Annotated in this window: 20 protein-coding genes; 1 reads left to right on the top strand and 19 read right to left on the bottom strand. The window is 44.3% G+C overall.

Features of this window, described 5'->3' with window-relative positions:
* Positions 1-33: 33 nt before the first annotated feature.
* The 14 genes from RDV49_RS05745 to yghU all read right to left on the bottom strand — a co-directional run bounded on the left by RDV49_RS05745 (position 34) and on the right by yghU (position 13,293).
* Positions 34-231 (bottom strand): DUF3272 family protein, encoded by a 198-nt coding sequence (locus RDV49_RS05745; RefSeq protein WP_003007848.1) that lies wholly within the window; start codon positions 229-231, stop codon positions 34-36.
* Positions 232-269: 38 nt separating this feature from the next.
* Complete coding sequence (gene dnaX / locus RDV49_RS05740; protein WP_003007849.1) at positions 270-1,946, bottom strand: DNA polymerase III subunit gamma/tau; 1,677 nt, start codon at positions 1,944-1,946, stop codon at positions 270-272.
* Positions 1,946-2,443 (bottom strand): free L-methionine (R)-S-oxide reductase MsrC, encoded by a 498-nt coding sequence (gene msrC / locus RDV49_RS05735; RefSeq protein WP_037608380.1) that lies wholly within the window; start codon positions 2,441-2,443, stop codon positions 1,946-1,948. Before msrC ends, dnaX begins: the two co-directional genes overlap by 1 nt.
* Before the next feature lie 380 nt (positions 2,444-2,823).
* Positions 2,824-3,504 (bottom strand): YoaK family protein, encoded by a 681-nt coding sequence (locus tag RDV49_RS05730; protein WP_031576960.1) that lies wholly within the window; start codon positions 3,502-3,504, stop codon positions 2,824-2,826.
* 183 nt (positions 3,505-3,687) lie between these two features.
* Positions 3,688-4,326: a uridine kinase gene (gene udk / locus RDV49_RS05725; protein ID WP_003007856.1), complete on the bottom strand. Its 639-nt coding sequence runs from the start codon at positions 4,324-4,326 to the stop codon at positions 3,688-3,690.
* Between the two features lie 141 nt (positions 4,327-4,467).
* Complete coding sequence (locus RDV49_RS05720) at positions 4,468-5,559, bottom strand: hypothetical protein (protein WP_003007858.1); 1,092 nt, start codon at positions 5,557-5,559, stop codon at positions 4,468-4,470.
* A 112-nt stretch (positions 5,560-5,671) separates the two neighbouring features.
* Positions 5,672-6,751: a hypothetical protein gene (locus RDV49_RS05715; RefSeq protein ID WP_003007860.1), complete on the bottom strand. Its 1,080-nt coding sequence runs from the start codon at positions 6,749-6,751 to the stop codon at positions 5,672-5,674.
* 125 nt (positions 6,752-6,876) lie between these two features.
* Positions 6,877-7,923: a dTDP-glucose 4,6-dehydratase gene (rfbB, locus tag RDV49_RS05710; RefSeq protein ID WP_003002700.1), complete on the bottom strand. Its 1,047-nt coding sequence runs from the start codon at positions 7,921-7,923 to the stop codon at positions 6,877-6,879.
* 202 nt (positions 7,924-8,125) lie between these two features.
* Entirely contained in the window at positions 8,126-8,719 is a 594-nt protein-coding gene (locus tag RDV49_RS05705) for a dTDP-4-dehydrorhamnose 3,5-epimerase family protein (protein WP_003007862.1), read from the bottom strand.
* Entirely contained in the window at positions 8,719-9,588 is an 870-nt protein-coding gene (rfbA, locus tag RDV49_RS05700; protein WP_003002772.1) for a glucose-1-phosphate thymidylyltransferase RfbA, read from the bottom strand. Before rfbA ends, RDV49_RS05705 begins: the two co-directional genes overlap by 1 nt.
* A gap of 260 nt (positions 9,589-9,848) precedes the next feature.
* A complete protein-coding gene (locus tag RDV49_RS05695; protein WP_003007864.1) occupies positions 9,849-10,940 on the bottom strand; it encodes an NAD(P)/FAD-dependent oxidoreductase in 1,092 nt (363 codons plus the stop codon).
* A 6-nt stretch (positions 10,941-10,946) separates the two neighbouring features.
* Positions 10,947-11,744, bottom strand: coding sequence for a Nif3-like dinuclear metal center hexameric protein (locus tag RDV49_RS05690; protein WP_003007866.1), 798 nt, complete (start codon positions 11,742-11,744; stop codon positions 10,947-10,949).
* Positions 11,731-12,420 carry a tRNA (adenine(22)-N(1))-methyltransferase gene (locus RDV49_RS05685; protein WP_003007868.1) on the bottom strand — a complete coding sequence of 230 codons (690 nt, stop codon included), beginning with the start codon at positions 12,418-12,420 and terminating at the stop codon, positions 11,731-11,733. Before RDV49_RS05685 ends, RDV49_RS05690 begins: the two co-directional genes overlap by 14 nt.
* An 81-nt stretch (positions 12,421-12,501) precedes the next feature.
* Entirely contained in the window at positions 12,502-13,293 is a 792-nt protein-coding gene (yghU, locus tag RDV49_RS05680; protein ID WP_003007871.1) for a glutathione-dependent disulfide-bond oxidoreductase, read from the bottom strand.
* A gap of 136 nt (positions 13,294-13,429) precedes the next feature.
* Here yghU and add point away from each other — a divergent pair, with 136 nt between their 5' ends.
* Positions 13,430-14,449 (top strand): adenosine deaminase, encoded by a 1,020-nt coding sequence (add, locus tag RDV49_RS05675; RefSeq protein WP_003007872.1) that lies wholly within the window; start codon positions 13,430-13,432, stop codon positions 14,447-14,449.
* A gap of 38 nt (positions 14,450-14,487) precedes the next feature.
* Here the strand turns inward: add and RDV49_RS05670 are convergent, their stop codons facing one another.
* The 5 genes from RDV49_RS05670 to recJ form a co-directional block, all read right to left on the bottom strand.
* Entirely contained in the window at positions 14,488-15,171 is a 684-nt protein-coding gene (locus RDV49_RS05670) for a DnaD domain-containing protein (protein WP_003007874.1), read from the bottom strand.
* 9 nt (positions 15,172-15,180) lie between these two features.
* Positions 15,181-16,125 carry a homoserine O-acetyltransferase MetA gene (metA, locus tag RDV49_RS05665; protein WP_003007876.1) on the bottom strand — a complete coding sequence of 315 codons (945 nt, stop codon included), beginning with the start codon at positions 16,123-16,125 and terminating at the stop codon, positions 15,181-15,183.
* A gap of 101 nt (positions 16,126-16,226) precedes the next feature.
* Positions 16,227-16,739 (bottom strand): adenine phosphoribosyltransferase, encoded by a 513-nt coding sequence (locus tag RDV49_RS05660; protein ID WP_003007878.1) that lies wholly within the window; start codon positions 16,737-16,739, stop codon positions 16,227-16,229.
* 159 nt (positions 16,740-16,898) lie between these two features.
* Positions 16,899-17,492, bottom strand: coding sequence for a TipC family immunity protein (locus RDV49_RS05655; protein ID WP_003007880.1), 594 nt, complete (start codon positions 17,490-17,492; stop codon positions 16,899-16,901).
* Positions 17,489-19,714, bottom strand: a complete 2,226-nt coding sequence (gene recJ, locus RDV49_RS05650; RefSeq protein WP_003007882.1) for a single-stranded-DNA-specific exonuclease RecJ — start codon at positions 19,712-19,714, stop codon at positions 17,489-17,491. The genes RDV49_RS05655 and recJ overlap by 4 nt, the downstream gene beginning before the upstream one ends.
* Between the last annotated feature and the right edge of the window lie 367 nt (positions 19,715-20,081).

Genomic DNA, 20,081 nt, shown 5'->3' with positions numbered 1-20,081 from the left:
AAACCTTTGAAAAAAGATTTCTTTTCAAAGGTTTTATTTTCTTTTCTTCTTCATTTCTTTTTCAATAGCATTAGCAATTTTCTCCACCATATAGGCCGTTTGGAGATTGCGCAAGATCAAGAGGGCCCAAAAGAATGCAAAGAGCATCTGACCCGCCATGGTCGCTTCATTGAAAAAATAAGTCTCCATAGCAGTAAAGACTGCTATCACTGCAAATTGTTTTCTATTCATATCATTATTTTACCATGATTCAGTAAAAGATTCATGTATTAATCGTCCTGAAGGGTAATTTTATCAGATAGGAAGGTAAATTCCTCAGGAATGACGCTTTCCTCTTCTTCCACCACTTCGGATTTTTGTCCACGCGTCTTAGCTGAAAACTCTGCCCGGATTTGAGTCCACTCCTCTAGAGAAACCGCTAGAATCTCTGGAGAGAAGCCTGCAGCATTGCTGAGGATATTTCCAAACATGGTATTGAGGTTGTCCCGCTTCATGGTCTGTTCGGCATTAAAGGCAGACTCAAAAGCTAAAATCGCATGATTTTCATTGGCAGCAACCGGTTGAGATCCGATCAAGAGAGCCTTATCTGCACCTGCCAAGCTTTCGATAATTTCCCCCCATGCATTCTGGAGACGGATCAAGTTGGTTCGAGCCAGTTCTGGGTTTTCGACTGCCTCTTGCAAAATCGCGTTGACCTTGTTGCGATCTGCTCGGTAGCCTTTACTAGATTTGGTTGGACGAGTTACTGGAGGTTTTGAGGCAGGAAGGCTAGCACCGGCCTGGACCAATTGTTGCTTGAGTTGAGCGACTTCTTTCTTCAAGTCTTCCAGCTGAGCTAGCACATTGGAAGGAAGTTCAACAGCTACTGAGTTAGAATCTTGAGCCGTACTTTCCGCCAATTTAATGGTCATCATTTCAGTATAAATGCGCGGTTGCAGGCTGTTTTTGATATCTGCTAGACTAGTCGTCGCCTGATCAATCAGAGCAAAGAGACGAGCTTGATCGGCTGCAAGGTTGGCCGCGAATAAATCACTAGCATGGGTATTTTCTCCACCTGTCTGAACAATCAAGAGATCTCTCAGGTATTGAAGTAAGTCCGCGACAAAACGAGCCATATTCTTGCCATTATCAAAGATAATCGCAAGTTGGTCCAGCGCAGCCGTCGCATCATGGTCCAGGATGGCGGCCACATACTGATCAAGAGCGGCTAGACTGATAGAGCCCGTGATCTCTTCGGCAATCGCGGCCGTCAACTCACTACCCGCAGTCAGACTTAGGGCTTGGTCTAAAATGGACAAAGCATCCCGCATCCCACCTTCAGCGCGCCGGGCGATGATCTGAACCGCATCTGCTTCATAAGCAATTCCTTCAGTAGCTAGGATATTTTCCAAATGCTGGACAATATCTGGCAGTTTGATGGACTTGAATTCAAAGCGTTGGACCCGTGACAAAATAGTTGCAGGAATTTTGTGCAATTCTGTCGTAGCGAGAATAAAGACCACATTCTCTGTCGGCTCTTCCAGCGTCTTCAACAAGGCATTAAAGGCCCCTGTCGAGAGCATGTGGACCTCATCGATAATGTAGACTTTGTGCTTGGCTAGACTTGGAGCATAGGTCGACTTGTCGCGAATATCGCGAATTTCATCGACCCCATTGTTAGAGGCTGCATCGATCTCGATAACATCCTCAAGACTCCCATTGGTAATGGATTCACAGATATAGCAGTTGTTACACGGCTCCCCATTGACTTGATTAGGACAGTTCATGGCCTTAGCAAAGATCTTGGCCACACTCGTTTTCCCAGTTCCACGAGGTCCAGAAAAGAGATAGGCATGGCTGATTTTGTCCTGCTCGACGGCCTGCCTCAATGTCCGTGCCACCACTTGCTGGCCAACCAATTGACCAAAGGTCTGGCTACGGTATTTCCGATATAAAGCTTGATACATTAGTTCTTAACTCCAAACATCTTAAAGTCCCAGTTTGTCTTTTCGATCAAGAGAGCGACAAACTCTTCCAAATACTCTTGATCCAGCTGATCGTAGTCAGAGACGCATTCTGAGTCCAGGTCTAAAACCCCAAGGAGCTGGCCGGCCTTGACCATAGGCACCACAATTTCACTCATAGCCCGACTATCACAGGAAATATAGTTGGCATGTTGGCGGACATCATCGACAATCATGGTTTCTTGCTTCTGGGCCGCTTCTCCACAAACACCCTTTCCAAGTGCGATGTGGACACAAGAGACGCCACCTTGAAAGGGTCCCAAGATCAATTCTGACTGGTCATACAAATAAAAACCCGCAAAGACAGAACGAGGTAGGGCTTGATTTAAGAGAGCACTGGCGTTAGACAAATTGGCTAAGGCATTGCTTTCACCTGTTAAGAGAGCGTCTAACTGTGCCAGTAAAAGTTGGTATTGTGATTCTTTTTCCGAATGTTTCATACCTTTCATTATACCAAATCTTTGCCCAAAAATTAAGCTTCAAACAGCGAAAGAAAAGAGAGTGGGACAGAAATCGGTCATTCGTTAGAATTCGATTTCGTCGTCCCACCTCCGCACAGTTGAGTAGGGCTGTAACAGCTGATGAAATCAGCGTAGTAGAGCCCACTCAACCACTGCGTCTTGCTCGACAATCCAAAGATAATTGAGAGGCTAGGACTTTTGTCCCAGCCTCTGGAATATAGATAAGTTCTCTTAAAAACTTTCCTTAGGTGAGGACGGACGTCAGAAAGTTTCAATATATTCTGGATTCATTTTAAAAATGAAATTTCAGTTTTATTTCTTTGCAAAATCATTTAACTTATTTTTTAAAATCATTTTATCTATTCATGTCGTCGATTGAAGTGAAAGACTTCAAAATATTGAATGGCCCGGTAGATTAAAAAGATGGTCAAGATGATGGCCACCAGCCAAATCGTCTTTAGTCCATAAAACTGGATCAAGTAGGTCGAAAAGATGGCCCCACAGACGAAACTCCCGATCAGGCAGGTCATAAAGATGGCTTCCCAGAGGAATTTCATCTCCCTGTCTCTAACAAAATCTCCATAAGCTACCATGGTTTTCTTGAGATTTCCGGTCATAAAGGAGTGGTTGTAGGCATAGCCATCTACTTCTCCAAATGAGGTCGCTACGATTCCCAAACTCAGGCTAAAAAAAGGCACGATGAAGACATTTTTTACCGATGCTGGTAAAAATCCCGTCACCAATGTCGTGAGGATAAAGGGCACCAGGGTACTCAAGCGCCAGACTGAATTGTCAATCAAGCGACGTAAAACCGTCATCAAAAAGATTCCCAGCATAAAGGCCAGCATCGTGGCTAACTTCACTTCTACATCTGAGATCTGCTGGCCAATCAAACCAACCGATAGAAAGACCACATTTCCCGTCTGGCCTGCCGCCAAGGTCCCACCCCGACAAATAAAGGTATAAGCATCTGAAAAACCAGCACACATGGTCAATAAACAAGCGAACGCCTTGGTCCGCGAATGAAACTCCCTTTTCATTTCCATTCTCCCTAAGAAAAAGAGGGAGTGATACAGAACGTTCCCAAACGTCACGAGTACCTCCCCCGCAAGGCTGATCCAGAAGTCTTCCAAGCTTAAATAGCAAAATCAGCCACTGCGTTATTCCGTCACTCCTCCTATCCGTAGACACTTGGTGACCAGTTGCCCTTCTTCTCTCTTTTTTTATTTTCCCTCACGCGCTTCGTTGAGGATTTTCTCAATCTTGGTTGTGATCAAATCAATCGCTACCGTGTTGGTCACTCCTTCAGGAATGATCACGTCCGCATAGCGCTTAGTTGGCTCAATGAACTGATGGTACATGGGCTTCACCACTCCAAGGTACTGCTCAATAACGCTATCGAGACTCCGTCCACGCTCCTCCATATCGCGCTTGATCCGGCGAATGATCCGAACATCATCATCCGTATCCACAAAGATCTTGATATCCATCAAGTCTCGAAGGCGCTTGTCTTCAAGGACCAAGATCCCTTCCACGATAAAGACATCTTGAGGTTCCTGACGATAGGTCTTGCTGCTGCGCGTATGCTCTGCATAGTCATAGGTTGGGATATCCACCGGACGACCTGCCAAGAGTTCATTGATCTGCGCAATCATCAAGTCCGTATCAAAGGCAAAAGGATGGTCATAGTTGGTCTTGATCCGCTCCTCAAAGGTTAAATGACTCTGGTCCTTGTAATAAGAATCATGCTCAATCATAGCAATCTTTTCATTCGGAAAATTAGCCAAAATGGCACGAGACACGCTGGTTTTTCCACCACCAGAACCACCAGTAACACCAATAATAATAGGTCTATTTTGCATTTTCTACTCCATTACCTCTAATCGCTTGAAAAGGTCCTAACCTCTCCACTACATCTTATTCATTTTACCATATTTTTGCCTAGACTTGAATCATTTTTCCCGATGAAATTTGGACTAGAAAAGGACCTTGCGGTCCTTTGATTATTTCACTTTTTCTAATTTTGCGGCAAATTCATTCCCACCATGTAAGACGAGTATATTTTTTCCACCGTTGACAGGTACGAAACAATAATTTGAATTAGCTTGTATATAGACTTCCTTCGCGCTCTTCACTTGATAGCCTTCTGATTTCACCGCTTCTTGAATTACTTCAAATGTGTGTTCGATCTCTTCTTTAGAAGTCGTGTCTCCATCATACTTTTCTGAATCAGCTAGAGAATAGAATGCGTAAGCCTTGCTATCGTAATACTTATCACTAATAATTCCGTGATCTGAAATCTGAACAGTTGTATTACTTCCTTCTGTCACATTCTTCCATTTTCCAACCATGGCCTTTGGTGTTTCAACCTTGTGATAGACCAAATTATCTTCAAAGTTTCCTTTGTATGATTTATAAGTTTTCAAGTCGAATAAATCATTTCTTAAAATAATATTGCTTCCATCTTTTTGGAGCAAGTTATAACGTGTGTTCCCACCAGACTTAATAACAACTATTTCCGTCGTCTTCAGGTTAAATTTCTTATCGACATCCGCAAGTGAATGCAAGTCAGATGCATTCAACAAAGAAAGTGCTGTATTAAATTCTTTTTTCGCTTCATTGCCCTTGAGAACCTTTTTGATGGTCTCATCGCCATTGACTCTTTGTTTCTTTCCGCTTAGTTCATAAGTGACCGGACTTGAATCCGTATCTCGCAACCAAACGCCATCTACACTTGGTCCACCTGAAAAGAAAAAGAACCAAGCAAAAGCAATCACTGCGACAAGTCCTCCAACTGCGCCCCCAATCTGTGCTTGTTTATTGAAAGAAAATGTCAATTTTTTCGGTCTTGGAACAGGTTGCAAGGTTTTCGCAGATGGTTGTGGTTGGACAAAAGCAGTCTGCTCTTGTGAAAGAGGTGCGCTAGGTGCAACAGGTGCTTCTTGAGCTGGAGCCTGCGCTTCAATTGTTGGAGTCGTTGCTTCTTTGCGCTCTACGACAAACTCCCCTTTTTCACGCGCTTCTTGAAATTCTTGCATACTTGGCTTACGACCATTGATCGCTTCAAAGTATTCAACCCAATCTTTTTGATTCATAATATCCCCCTTATTGATTCATCATAAAAACTAATCATAGTATACCACAAATCAATGGTATATTTTGTGATTTTCAGAAAATAAAAGAAAAGGACCTTCCGGCCCTTCTGATTTAGTTCACTTTTTCCAATTTTTCAAATAAATGATAGTCTTCTGTGAAAACAAGAACTGTCTTTCCTCCATTTACAGGGATATAATAAAAATCAGATCCTAGTTGCTTGTACACGTCTTTCATACTATTTAGCTGATAATCTTGAAAATCCACCGCATCTTGAAGATCCTCAAAGTCCTCTTTCACTTTGTCAGCTGTCTTTTCCTGATCAAACTTAGTTGAAGGCATCTTTTGGAGCTCTTCTAGGGTATAAAAAGCCGTACCTTCGCTGCTATCAAATTCACTATAAGTAAGAATTCCACGATCATTTAATTCAAGGTAATTGGTTTCATCGTCATAAGAACGTTCAATTTTCCATTTCCCAACTAACACTTTAGGAATTTCTGTCTTGTGAAAAATAGCATTTTTCTTAAAGCTCTCTGAATGATCACTATAGGTCACCAAATCCATCAAGTCATTAGCTAAAATCACATTGGTCCCATTGCTTTGGAGTAGATTATAAACAAGCCCATGCTCGTCTTTGATGATGACAACTTCCCTCGTGTGGAGGTCTAATTTCCTATCAACATCAGCTAAAGTTTTCAGCTTGGAGTAGTTTAACTGGTTTAAAGCTTTCTGAAACTCTTGTTTTGCTTCATTTCCTTTATAAACTTTTTCAATCTTATACTTACCATTAGATCGTGGCTCTTCTTGATTTAATTCATAAACTACTGCTGTTGAATCAGAAGGCCCAACCCAAATTCCTTCCAAACTTGGAGTCGGTTGGAAGAAAAAGAAGTAAGCCAGTACAATAAAGGCTAGTATTCCTACACCTGATAAAACCCATTTTGTCTGCTTATTCCATTTCACACCAAAGCGTTTGATAGCTGGTGCCACATGCCTCGACTCTACTTGCGATGGCATTTGAACCTGCTCACTCTTCTCTGGTGAGAATACCGCTGATGGAACTTGTGCTTCAGGATCGTTCTCTTTTCGTTCCACTACAAACTCACCATTCGCTCGTGCATCTTGAAACTCTTGCAGACTCGGCTTCCGGTTATGGAGTGCTTCAAAATAGTCAACCCAATCTTTTTGATTCATCTATTCCTCCTAATCGATAATTGTTTTCAAACTGATCCTATTATACCATACATAGAAGATCTCTCACTCATTTTCAGAAAATAAAAGAAAAAAGTCCAAGTAGTTTTCCACTTGGACTTTCTTCCTTATTTCAAAACTTTTTGTGTTTTCGCGTAGTTGGCTTCTACAGCTTCTTTTTCAGCCTTCCACCAATCTTGGTGGTCTGTGTACCACTTGATGGTATCTTCCAAACCTGCTTCGAAGTTTGTGAATTGTGGTTCCCAACCCAATTCTTCACGCAATTTGGTTGAATCGATGGCGTAACGCAAATCATGACCAGCACGGTCTGTTACACGGTCGTAAGCATCTTTTGGTTGACCCATTTTTTCAAGGATCAATTCAAGCACTTCTTTGTTGTTCTTTTCACCATCGGCACCGATCAAGTAAGTTTCTCCGATACGGCCTTTAGTGAGGATAGCCCAAACACCAGTTGAGTGGTCGTTGGTGTGGATCCAGTCACGGACGTTCTTCCCTTCACCATAAAGTTTTGGCTTGATGCCAGACAAGATATTGGTGATTTGACGTGGGATGAATTTTTCGATGTGTTGGTATGGCCCGTAGTTGTTTGAACAGTTTGAAATCGTTGCTTTGACACCAAATGAACGTACCCAAGCTTTCACAATCAAGTCTGAAGCAGCCTTAGTTGATGAATAAGGTGATGATGGGTTGTATTTGGTTTCAGCAGTGAATTTTTCACCAGGACCTTCCCCATGTCCAGGAAGATCTTCGCGCAATGGAAGGTCTCCATACACTTCGTCTGTTGACACGTGGTGGAAACGAATGTCGTATTTACGAGCCGCTTCCAAGAGTGTGTATGTTCCAACAAAGTTTGTGTAGATAAATGGAGATGGATCTTTGAGGGAGTTATCATTGTGGCTTTCAGCCGCATAGTGGACAATGGCATCAGCCTTGGCAGCCAATTTGTCAACTAATTCAGCATCAGCGATGTCCCCCACAACCAACTCGACACGATCTCCAAGGATTTCTTCGATATTGGCACGGTTTCCAGCATAAGTAAGTTTATCAAGGACAGTCACATGCACGTCTGGATGGTTGTTGTATACATAGTGGACGAAGTTTGAACCGATGAAACCAGCTCCACCGGTTACGATGATATGTTTATATTCTGACATTTTTTCTCCAAATAATTTTTAGTTTTGATTGTTCCTTTAGTTAGTGAGGCAAGCCAGCAACCTTTCGGTTTCATGGCTAAATCCGAAGCCGAAATCTCCGGATTTCCCTACAAGATTCCCTGAGGGAATCTTGTTTTCACTAGGGCAGAAACTCTCTTATAACGCTCCTTGCAGTCGCGATATTGCTACGCAAAGTTCGTTTTTACAAATCTTCTGCTTTTAGGGGTTTGACATCTTTGAGCAGTGGGTGGTTCTTGTCTGCTTCTGAGACTTCTGCTTCTTCCAAGTTTTCCCATTGGATGTCTAGGCTTGGGTCTGCGTAGTTGACAAAAGCATATTTTGGTTTGAGTTCCAATGCCCAGTAATCATTGACTAAGTATGTATAGGCAACTTTGTCTGTCAAAACTTGGAACCCATTGGCTACACCACGAGGGACGAAGATGCCTTTTGAAGCATCTATCACGGTTTGGTAGGTGTTTCCAAAGGTCTCGCCTTCACGAAGGTCTACCCAAGTTCCAAGAACCTTGCCTTCATCTGCTACAGAGATGTACTTGTCCCAAGGCTCTGCATGCAAGCCACGCAAAACATTCTTACGAGAGAATGAAATATTGTTTTGCAACTTACCTTCCGCAAAGAAGCTTTCAGGGAAACCAAGGGGAAGCATTTTCTCTTTTTGGAAGTTTTCTTTAAACCAACCACGGTTGTCCCCGCGCACTGGAATATCAAACTCCATCAAGCCTGGGATGGCTTCAATTTTGCGAGCTGCTAATTCTTTTTCGAAAAATTGTTCTGTCATTAAGCTTCTCCAATCAAACGGAGCAAGTATTGTCCGTATTCGTTTTTCTTCAGTGATTGCGCTAATTCATGGACTTGTTCTTTGGTGATATAACCCATGCGATAGGCGATTTCCTCAAGGTTAGCCACTTGGACATTTTGCAAGCGTTGAACAGTTTCGATATATTGAGAAGCTTGCAAGAGGCTTTCGTGAGTTCCAGTATCCAACCAGGCAAAACCACGACCCATGAGCTCAACAGAGAGATCTCCACGCTCCAAATAGGCCTTGTTAACATCTGTGATTTCAAGCTCCCCACGAGGACTTGGTTTGATGTTTTTGGCAATTTCTACCACATCATTGTCATAGAAGTAAAGTCCTGTCACCGCAAAGTTGGATTTTGGATGTTCTGGTTTTTCTTCGATAGAGATAGCGTTCATATCCGCGTCAAACTCTACCACACCAAAGCGTTCTGGATCTTTGACTTGGTAACCAAAGACAGTCGCTCCTTTTTCCTTTGCTTCTGCCCGTTGCAACATCTTGGTTAAGCCGTTTCCGTGGAAGATATTGTCCCCAAGGATGAGGGCAACATGATCGTCACCGATAAAGTCTTCCCCAATGATAAAGGCTTGCGCCAAACCATCTGGACTTGGTTGCTCTGCATAAGAGAGAGAAATTCCTAGCTCAGAGCCATCTCCAAGAAGCTCTTCAAAACGAGGAAGGTCTTGAGGAGTCGAGATGATCAGGATATCTTTGATCCCAGCCAACATAAGGGTTGACAGCGGATAGTAGATCATTGGTTTGTCATAAATGGGCATCAACTGCTTAGAAGCCGCACGTGTCAATGGATACAAGCGAGTTCCTGAGCCCCCTGCTAAAATAATACCTTTCATAATGTTAGGCCTTTCTACGTAGTCATTACCCTTATTTTATCATGTTTATATAAAAAAGTCACCTTGCATTTGTGTTACAAGGTGATGACAGGAGATGAGAGTTGTAGAATTGTTAGCATTGGTCTTACTCATGATTCAAATAGATTACTGCTCCTTGACTGAGCCGTCTGAAAATCTTACCTTGTAGTTGAGCACACTCAACCACTGCGTCTTGCTCGACAATCCAAAGACAATTGAGAGGCTAGGACTTTTGTCCCAGCCTACTTCTTCACATACTGATCAACTGGATAATCTGCTGGATCTAAGCGCAGGTTTCCTCCTACCACGAGTTGGGCTAGATGCCAACCAATGAGGGGACCTGTTGTGAGGCCAGACGAACCAAGTCCACTGGCAACATAGAGGCCTGCTTGATCAGGAACAGCTCCCCAGAATGGTGAAAAGTCACTGGTGTAGGCACGAGTTCCCACGCGCTCCCCGATAACTTCCGCTTGAGCGAGTTCAGGATAGTAGGTCAAGGCTTCTGTTTCCATCTGATTCAGCAAAGCCTGATCCACTGTCAGGTCAAAGCCCATCTCATTTTCATGGGTCGCTCCCATACTGATCTTGCCATTGTGGAAGGGAATGATATCCAGCTCTCCTTCAGGCATGACCACCGGATAATCATCAGTATCTACATCTAGCTGATAATCCCGCAGTTGCCCCTTTTGCGGACGGACATCAACTTGGTAGCCAAGCGACTCGAGCATTTGCCCCAACCAGGCTCCTGTTGCCAGGATGACTTGGTCATAACTTTCTCCTGCAATCTGATAGCCATCACTTGAGACTGAGAGAGCAACCTCTTCCTGGACCACTCTTGCCCCACTTGCCTGAAGAAGGGTTTCAGTCAATTGTGCTCCCTCCACATGAGCACCACCTGAGGCATAAAGAAGCTTTTCAAAGCCTTGTAGACCTGGGAATTGTTGCCCCACTTCTTCTTTGGTCAAGATCGCCAAGTCTCCAATCAAGGGAGATTCTTCCCGACGACTCTGCGCCAACTGATAGAGTTCCTCTAATTTTTCCTCCTTTTTCTTAAGGAGATAGACCCCGGTCTGCTGGTAAAAATCTGTTTTAATTCCGTCCTTGGCCAGGTCTTCTACCAATTCTTGGTAAAAATCTGCTCCCAGACGAGCTAGGCGATACCAAGCCTTATTCCGCCGTTTGGAAAACCAAGGGCTGATAATGCCAGCGGCCGCCTTAGTCGCTTGGCCGACACCATGGTCATAGACGGTCACATCCACTTGTGCTTCTTTGGATAAATAATAGGCTGCAGTGGATCCTACGATCCCTGCACCGATAATGGCAACTTTCATCATGACCCCTTAGATATGATAAAAAGGATTGGTGCTGGCTTGACTACCAATCACTTCAATCTCCCACGCTTCCTCAGCCTTCCACTGATTGAGCTTATCTACTAGTTTCGACACAAAGAGAACTTCGATATGGTGACCTGGGTCCAAGGCCAAGAGGCCATCGCTCAGCATGTCTTGAGCCGTATGGTAGTAGATGTCTCCTGTGATATAGACCTCTGCCCCCTTAGCAAGAGCATCCTTGTAAAAGGACTGACCACTTCCTCCACAGATGGCGACGCGCTCAATGACCCGATCCAAATCCTCCTGATCATAACTGACTATGCGCAAAGCATCTAAGCCAAAGGTCTCTTTAACCTTGCTAGTCAACTGTCCAAAGGTTTGAGTAGCTACCCGACCGATGCGACCAATTCCGAGCCCTTCTCCCGTCATACTGAGGGGTTCTGTATCTTCAATGTCCAAGAGCTGGCAGAACCAATCGTTGAGACCATCTGAGACAATGTCAATATTAGTATGGCTGACGTAGACTGCGATATCATGCTTGATCAAATCGATATAAATCTGATTTTGGGCCCGATCGGCTACCAAATCCTTAATCGGACGGAAAATGGGCGCGTGCTTGACGATGATCAAGTTCACTCCATGGGCGATAGCTTCCGCAACCGTCTGCTCGCGGATATCTAGGGCCACCATGACCTTATGGATGTCTTTTTGCAGCGTACCGACCTGTAGCCCACGGACATCTCCCTCCATGGAAAGCTCCTGAGGACAGTAGTCTTCATAGCGTTTGATGACTTCACTTGCTAACATGTAGAACCTCCTTGATGTGAGCGATGCGCTCTTCTAACGATGCTCTGGCAGATTGATTCTCAACTGGGACCTGCTCCAAGGCAAAACTTAATTTCTCTACTTCCTTGGACCACTTTTGGACAAACGCTGGAGCTTGCTCCTGCATCAAATAGGGACCAAAGCGTAGTTCCTTGGCTGACAACTCTTGAGAACCCTGTTCCACCACGAGGATCTCATAGAACTTCTCATTTTCTTCCAAGATAGCTTCATCAACAATGCGAAAATCATGCTCTACTAGCCAAGCCCGCAGTTCATCTTCCCGATTATTGGGCTGGAGGACCAAGCGAGAGACATTGGCTAATTTCTCAAGACCTGCCGCTAAGATATCTGCAATCAAGCGTCCCCCCATGCCAGCAATGGTAATACAGGAAATGCCATCTGTTGGTTCAAATGCAGCCAAACCATTGGCCAGACGGACCTCGATCTTGTCCTCTAAACCATTATCGGCGACATTTTGCAGGGCAGACTGATAGGGCCCCTCTACCACTTCCCCTGCAATGGCAGCCTCAATCTTACCTTCCTGTAAAAGGGCGATTGGGAGATAGGCATGGTCACTCCCCACGTCCAACAGACGCGCTCCAGCTGGGACGAAGCTAGCCACCAAGTCCAAGCGATTTGATAATTTTGTAAATTCCATGTGCTACTTTCTAAACTTTTATTCCACCCTTTAGTATACCATGTTTGCACCATTAAAAAAAGGCGCAACGGCGCCTTTTCATTATGCATCAATTTCCTTATATTCTACTTCCAAGCCACGTTTCACAGCTGGGCGATTGGCAATTTTCTCTGTCCAAGCTTGCAGATGCTTGTATTCCTTCACATCCAAGAAAATCCCTGCACGGTCCCAGACCTTGTCTTGAGCTAGACGGCCATACCAAGACCAGATGGCAATATCTGCAATGGTATAGTCATCCCCTGCGATATAAGGTTTAGTGGCCAATTCTTTGTCCAGTAAGTCCAATTGACGTTTGGCTTCCATGGCAAATCGGTTAATGGCATACTCGATTTTCTCCGGCGCATAGTGGAAGAAATGACCAAAGCCTCCCCCTAGGAAAGGTGCAGCCCCTGTCTGCCAGAAGAGCCAGTTGAGCACTTCTGTCCGTTTAGCCCGATCAGTCGGGATTAATTTGCCAAATTTCTCCGCTAGATACAGGAGGATATTGGCCGATTCAAAGACACGAATGGCTTGATCGCCTGATTGATCCAACATGGCCGGAATTTTCGAGTTTGGATTGATGGCTACAAAGTCACTACCAAACTGATCTCCCTCACCAATCTTGATCCGATAAGCGTCATAGCCTGCATCCACTCCCAGCTCTTTCAATTCCTCCAGCATAATGGTAGCCTTGATCCCATTGGGTGTTGGAAGGGTATAGAGTTGGAAAGGTTGATCGCCTTTTGGAAGAGTTTGTTCAAAGCGGGCACCTGCTGTTGGTTGGTTCAAGCCACCCCAGGCTCCTCCCATTTGACTTGGTGCTTCCCATACTTCTGGTAATTGATAGTTTGACATCTTTCTTCTCCTTTATTTCGCTACTCCTAGCATATCAAATATTGGGTTCCCTTTCAAAGATCTGCTACGCGAAGGCTACTTGACTTTTTTTGTCAAAATGATAGTATAGAAAAAATACAATTTTAAGGAGAAAATCATGTCCACGATCGATTTTCATAGTTTGGCAAAGACAGAACTTCACTGTCACTTAGACGGTTCCTTGTCGCTTCCAATCATTCGCCAGTTGGCAGCTATGGCCAATATTGACCTACCCGCTAGCGATGAGGAGCTCAAGCACCATGTCACTGCGCCTGCCCACTGTGAGAATCTTTTGGACTATTTAGAGGCTTTTGACTACATTAGGCCCCTCCTTCAAACCAAGGAAGCCTTGACGCTTGCTGCTTACGATGTGGCCAAGCAAGCTGCTCTCGAAAATGTCCTTTATATTGAGGTTCGTTTCGCACCAGAATTGTCCATGGACCAAGGGCTTACCGTTCCAGAAACTATCGATGCTGTCTGCGATGGTCTACGCCAAGCCCAGGAGGAATTTGGCATTGTTGCAAAAGCCTTGGTCTGCGGCATGCGCCAGTCAGATCAAGAAGTCACCTCTCGCATTCTTGCAGAAGCCAACCAAGTTAGCGATCAGGATTTTGTTGGTTTTGACTTTGCCGGGGATGAGCACAACTACTCTCCAGAAGATATTCGACCTTTAATCGAGCAAGTCAAGAGTTACCATCGGCCCATGACGCTTCATGCAGGTGAGTGTCATTGCCCACACTTTGTTGCCCAATCGATTGCATTTGGAATCAAACGCAATGGCCACGTGACGGCTCTATCTCATGAACCAGCCTTACTCCAATCCTTTATTGAAAATGAGGTCACTGGTGAACTCTGCTTGACCAGCAACCTCCAAACAAAAGCAGCGCCGACTATAGAAGATTTCCCTTATCTGAAGATGAAAGCAGCCGGAGCTCGGATCAGTATCAATACCGATAACCGGACTGTATCTGATACCGATCTTACCAAGGAATATGCCCTCTACCATCAGCATTTCCAAACCAAGGAAACTGACTTTTACCAACACAATATCGATGCCATCCAGGCTTCCTTTGCTAGTGAGGAGGAAAAACAAGAACTCCTTACCAAACTAAAAAAAGCCTACGCGGACTATCTATAAACGAAAAAAACTAGCACTTTTATAAAGTACTAGTTTTTTTAATCTTTCCACAAATCCATGGCCTTCAAGAAATCGTCTGAAACGGTCACATTGCGTGGGTTGGCTTGCTCGCGTTCTTGTAGTTTCGCTTCTACTTGGGCCAGGCTGTTGATGCCTTCACTGCGCCAGTTGCGTAAAATGGCTTGGATATATTTCCAGTGAGGCTTGCCGTTAAAGACAGCTTCTCGTAATGCTGCCTTGATCACATCTGGATCTGTCTGATCCTCGCGCACAGTCTTGGTCAGGTCTTCAATCTCAAAAGGCGTCAAGAGTCGTCCCAGTTCTTGTTGGAAGGTTTCCACTAAGTCCTTGATGACATTTCCCTTAGCAGGCGCGCTTTGTGCCTTCCCTTGTGATTGGGCTTCTAAAATCTCATCCAAGCGCTCCAGGGCAATGGTCGCATCAAAGATGGCTTCAATCTCACCATTGAGCTCAATGGTCCGGTATTGAAGGAGTCCCTTAGTAGTCAAATTGGACATAATCCGATTGACCTCTGTCACCGTTTTTCCCAGATGACTAGCAATCTGATTGGGAGTTAAGGCCTCTTGGCCGGTCGTATTTTGAAGGAAGAAAAACTGCCAAACCAAGTAGTCATCTGCTTGGTCAAACAACTCATGATAATGAAAAAGCAAGGCACTCGGAAGAACCAAGTTGCCATACTTAAATGCTTGTGAATATGTCATAATTCCCCTTTATAGGTAACCATAAAATGAAATATCTTTTTCCAATTCTTCCAAGCGGTAAGGTGTTTCTTGATAAACCGCATAGTTGATCCAATTACTAAAGAAGGTCGTTGCAGCTAGATTCCAACGAATGCGAGGCTCTGTATTAGCGTCATCCCCATCAAAATAATTCTTGGGAACATCCGGATCCAAGCCTGCCTTGACATCTCGGTGGTATTCTTTTGCCAGTGTATCGCGATCATATTCCAGATGGCCAAAGCTATAGACCTCACGCATATCTGGACTAGCAATGATGGAAAGCCCAACTTCATTTCCCTGAGCGATCACTTGAAGATTGCTCTTTTCAAGGACTTCCTTCAAAGGAATATCTGTATAGCGAGAATGAGGGGCAAGGAAGCGATCGTCAAAGCCTCTCATGAGCAGACTATCGGGACGCACCACTGCTTGGTCATAGATACCCGATAGCTTGTCACAGAGCTCTACTTTTTGAATCCCGTAACGGTGGTACAGTCCAGCCTGGGCTCCCCAACAAAGGTGCAAGGTAGAAAAGACATGCCGCTTGGACCATTCAAAGACCTGGGTCAATTCTTCCCAGTAGTCCACTTCCTCAAAGTCCATCTTTTCGACAGGCGCCCCCGTCACAATCAAGCCGTCATAGTAATTATCCTTGATATCCTCAAACGTCTTGTAGAAGCTCTCCATATGCTCTGCCGCTGTATTCTTAGACTCATGGCTAGTCATATAGAGGAAATCTACATTGATCTGCAAGGGCGTATTGGCCAGGAGGCGTAGCAGTTGAGTCTCAGTTGCTTCCTTAGTCGGCATGAGATTCAAAATCAGAACATTTATAGGACGAATATCTTGGTGAGTTGCTCGAACATCATCCATGACAAAAATATTTTCTGAACGAAGAATATCTACTGCAGGTAATTTTTTATCTAGTGTAATTGGCATAAAAAGCTCCCATCGTGCAAGTTCTTAACTAACATTATATGATAGGAGCTTATAGTTTTCAATTATGGTTTTTCTGTAGCCAGTTATAGTATTAGACTATATTAGTAATGCATCAAGACTTTGTAGTCGTAATCGCCGATCGCTTCGCGACCTTTCAATTCATCCAACTCGATCAAGAAGGCACAACCTGCAACGACCCCACCGAGTTTTTCGATCATTTCGATGGTTGCTTTCACCGTACCACCAGTCGCCAAGAGGTCATCAACGATGAGGACACGTTGACCTGGTTTGATAGCATCGGCGTGCATGCAGAGGGTATCAACACCGTATTCTTTTTCGTAGTCAGCAGAGATGACTTCTCGTGGCAATTTACCAGGCTTACGAACAGGCGCAAATCCAATTCCCAACTCAAAAGCGACAGGACATCCAACGATGAACCCACGCGCTTCAGGACCAACGATCATGTCGATCTTCTTATCCGTCGCGTATTGAACGATTTCACGAATCGCATAACTATAAGCATTGCCATCTGCCATCAAAGGGCTGATATCACGGAAGGTAATTCCTTCTTGTGGATAGTTTTCAATGCTTGCAATGTAATCTTTTAAATTCATGGTTAACTTTCTTTCATAAAAAATTTTTTACATTCCATTATATCATGAATTCTACTAACTTGCATCATTTTTTGCCAAATCATTTTCCCAAGCCCCCGCGTCAAAAGCAAAAATCCCACATCTAAAAAAAGATGTGGGATTGAATCCGAAAAAAACTTACTATTCTTCTATCAATTTGTTGTATTCAATTTTCATATCCCCTAAGTTTTTCAAGGAATAGCGGGAGCTTCCATTCTTGAACCAAGTACCCAGGATATATTGCTCGGCGACCTTCTTGCTTTGGTCTCGAAGCCAAGCACGGTCTTTGCCATAGGTGGCAAGTTGATCAAGAAGTTGCTGGTCTTTATAGATTTTGTTATCTGTTTCTAGATATACTTTTTCTTGCACTATAGCTTTTTTATGAGAGTCATAAACAAATCCAAATCCAATCATGGTTTTACTAGCCAACTCATGATCATACAAATATAACCAATCAGAAGTTCCCTTAAATACCGTTACAGAAAGATGTTGCTTATCATTGACAATATTTTTGGAAAAAGAGAAAGTTTTATGTCCTTCACCCTCTTGAAAAGTATCATCACTTCCAATGATCTGCGTATAAGGCCTAAACATCACATAGCGCATCATCCCACCATTTTCGGAGTAGTTAATTTCTTCCATGGGGTTCTTCAAGCTCAGGTAGATTCCCAACCAATAAAGAGCAACAAGCAGGAAGGGGCTGAGCCAGAGGAATTTTTTTAGGTATCTTTTCATGAGGCCTGACCTGTCAGGTAGTCGTAGATTTCACGAACTGTTCCAAGGGCCATCAACTCCTGCTCTTTCACCGTTTGTCTGAGGTTTTGGTAGATGCTACTTTCTGCGATTTCGCGTTTTTCTGCTTCTTTATTGACCTTCATGATGCCATTTTCAATGGTCACAAAGCCCAGCTCTTGGAAGATCTGAATCATTTTGACCAGGAGGATCTGCTGGATTTTGAGATAGGCTGCTAGGTCTTTGAGTTTATAGCGGACATCAAACTCTGGGTACTGGTAGATGGTTTTATAGAGTTTGGCATACTGGTCCCTGCTACCGTATCCTGTCAGATAGTAGGCTTTGGCGATCTCATTTTTGAAATAGACAGCCTGGAAATCATGCTCTTGGAAAATTTTCCGTAATTCCTCTAAATTCTCAGGGATATTTCCAACCACTACAGCAGATGCCCCAGATAGATCTGGCAATTCTTTAGTAAAATCCAGAACGGGAACACCTGCGGGGAGGCTGACATTTTTAGAGCGGATATTAAAGAGCTGCACGCCGTCCACACGCGCATCAACCAACATGAGCTGAAGGGTTGTTTGGCCATTCCATTGGTTGACCGACAACTGCACGGCTAGCTCTAGGTCTTGCGCTTGCGCAAACTCTGCCTCTAAACTTCCCAAGCCAAAGGCGACCACCTCAAAGGTAGCATCTTCTTGAGAGATCTTGAGTTTCAAGTGGGTATTGCCAGCTCCCATCGAGCGTGCCCCTTCTACCTTGAAATTACGGACCAGAAAGACTGGTTTTTTATTGTCAATGCCAAAAGGACTCAAGCGATCAAAGCTTTTCAAGGTTTCAAGCGTTAGCTCTGTTAGATGCAGTTCCTCGTCGATGGCTAAGCTAGACTTGCTGCTGAGATCAATCTCTTGTTCTGCAATGTAATCCGTAAGGGCCTGAGACAAGGCAGGGAGTTGGTCCACATCTAAGGTCATCCCTGCTGCACCGGCATGCCCGCCAAAGGCGACAAAGAGCGACCGGTGGGGATCGAGGGCATCAAAGATATTGACCGACTCAGGACTCCGAGCGCTTCCTTTAGCACGCCCATCTTCGATGCTTAAAACAACTACTGGCTGATGAAGCTCTTCTAATAGACGGCCAGCTACAATACCAAGGACCCCTGGATTCCAGCCTTCCTTGGCCAAGACTTGGGCGGACAAGCTCGGATCGACCATAGTTTTAGCTTCGTCATAGATGCTTTGGACAATTTCTTTACGTTCTTCATTCTTTTGATGAATCATGAGGGCAATCTCGTGCGCCTCTTCATCGTCAAAGCCAGTCAGTAGTTCAATGGCCGGATTGGGATCATCGAGGCGGCCAAGGGCATTGAGACGAGGAGCAATCTGAAAACCAACCGTTTCTTCATTGACATCCTCCGGACGAATCCCTGCGATCTCCAAGAGCTCCTGCAAGCCCATGCGCTGGGTATGTTGGAGAACACCCAGACCGTATTTGACCAGGATCCGATTCTCATCTGTCAGGCTGACCATGTCAGCAATGGTCCCAATTGCTACCAAGTCTAAGAGATCGACTGGTACTTCCTCTAAGAGGGCACAGGCCAACTTAAAGGCCACACCACATCCTGCTAGATAATGGAAGGGATAATCCGCATCTGGATGCTCTGGATGAATGATCGCATATGCATCCGGTAAAACCTCTGGCATAGAGTGGTGGTCGGTCACGATAACATCGACTCCCATCGCTTGGGCCATGGCAATGGCTTGATTGCCCGCGACCCCATTGTCCACCGTGACAATCAGGGAAATGCCTTGCTGCTCGATAAAGTATTTGTAGACACTCTCATTGGGACCGTAGCCGTCTGTAAAGCGGTTAGGTAAGTAGACTTGCACCTCTGCACCCATCTGCTCCAAGGTTTCCTTCATAATAGAGGCCGAGGTCATCCCGTCCGCGTCATAGTCTCCGTAGATGAGGATCTGCTCATAATCTTCGATGGCCCGTCGGATGCGCTCCACTGCCTTGTCCATATCATGGAGCAAATAAGGGTCGTGTAGCTTCTCCAGCTTGGGTTCTAAAAAGTCTTCTAAATCCTCTTTGGTCTGAATGCCACGCTCATACAGCAAGGTTGCTACGGACGCTTCCAGGCCTGCTTTTTTGGCAAGGGCTAAAAAGGCCTCATCTGCACTTGGCGAAGCTAACTGCCAATCGTATTTTGAAGTGATCATCTAGCTTTTGGTCTCCTCTTTTTCTTATCTGAATATTATAACATGAAAGGCTAAAATGGCGGGAAATAAAAGGTCGACTTATACAAAAACCAAAATCAACATTTTTCGTTATTTTTGTTGCATTTAACTTGACTTATCATACTAAAAGAATATAATAATGATGATAATAATCTTTTAAATATGCAATGGGATGATTATTCTGTTAAAATTTGCAACGTTTATTATCACTTTAACATTATGACGCTTGTCATTTCCCTTGTTTTTCTATCTAAACAAACGTAGTTAGAGGGTTTGAGCTGATTTTGTCGGTGGGTTTGTTTTCTTTTAATGCATAAAGAGGAGCATATAATTCATCGATCTATCCTAA

The sequence above is a fragment of the Streptococcus parasanguinis genome, assembly GCF_031582885.1.
Classification (GTDB): domain Bacteria; phylum Bacillota; class Bacilli; order Lactobacillales; family Streptococcaceae; genus Streptococcus; species Streptococcus parasanguinis_M.
Note: the sequence above shows the minus strand (reverse complement) of the source record. Positions and strands in the feature narration are given on the sequence as shown.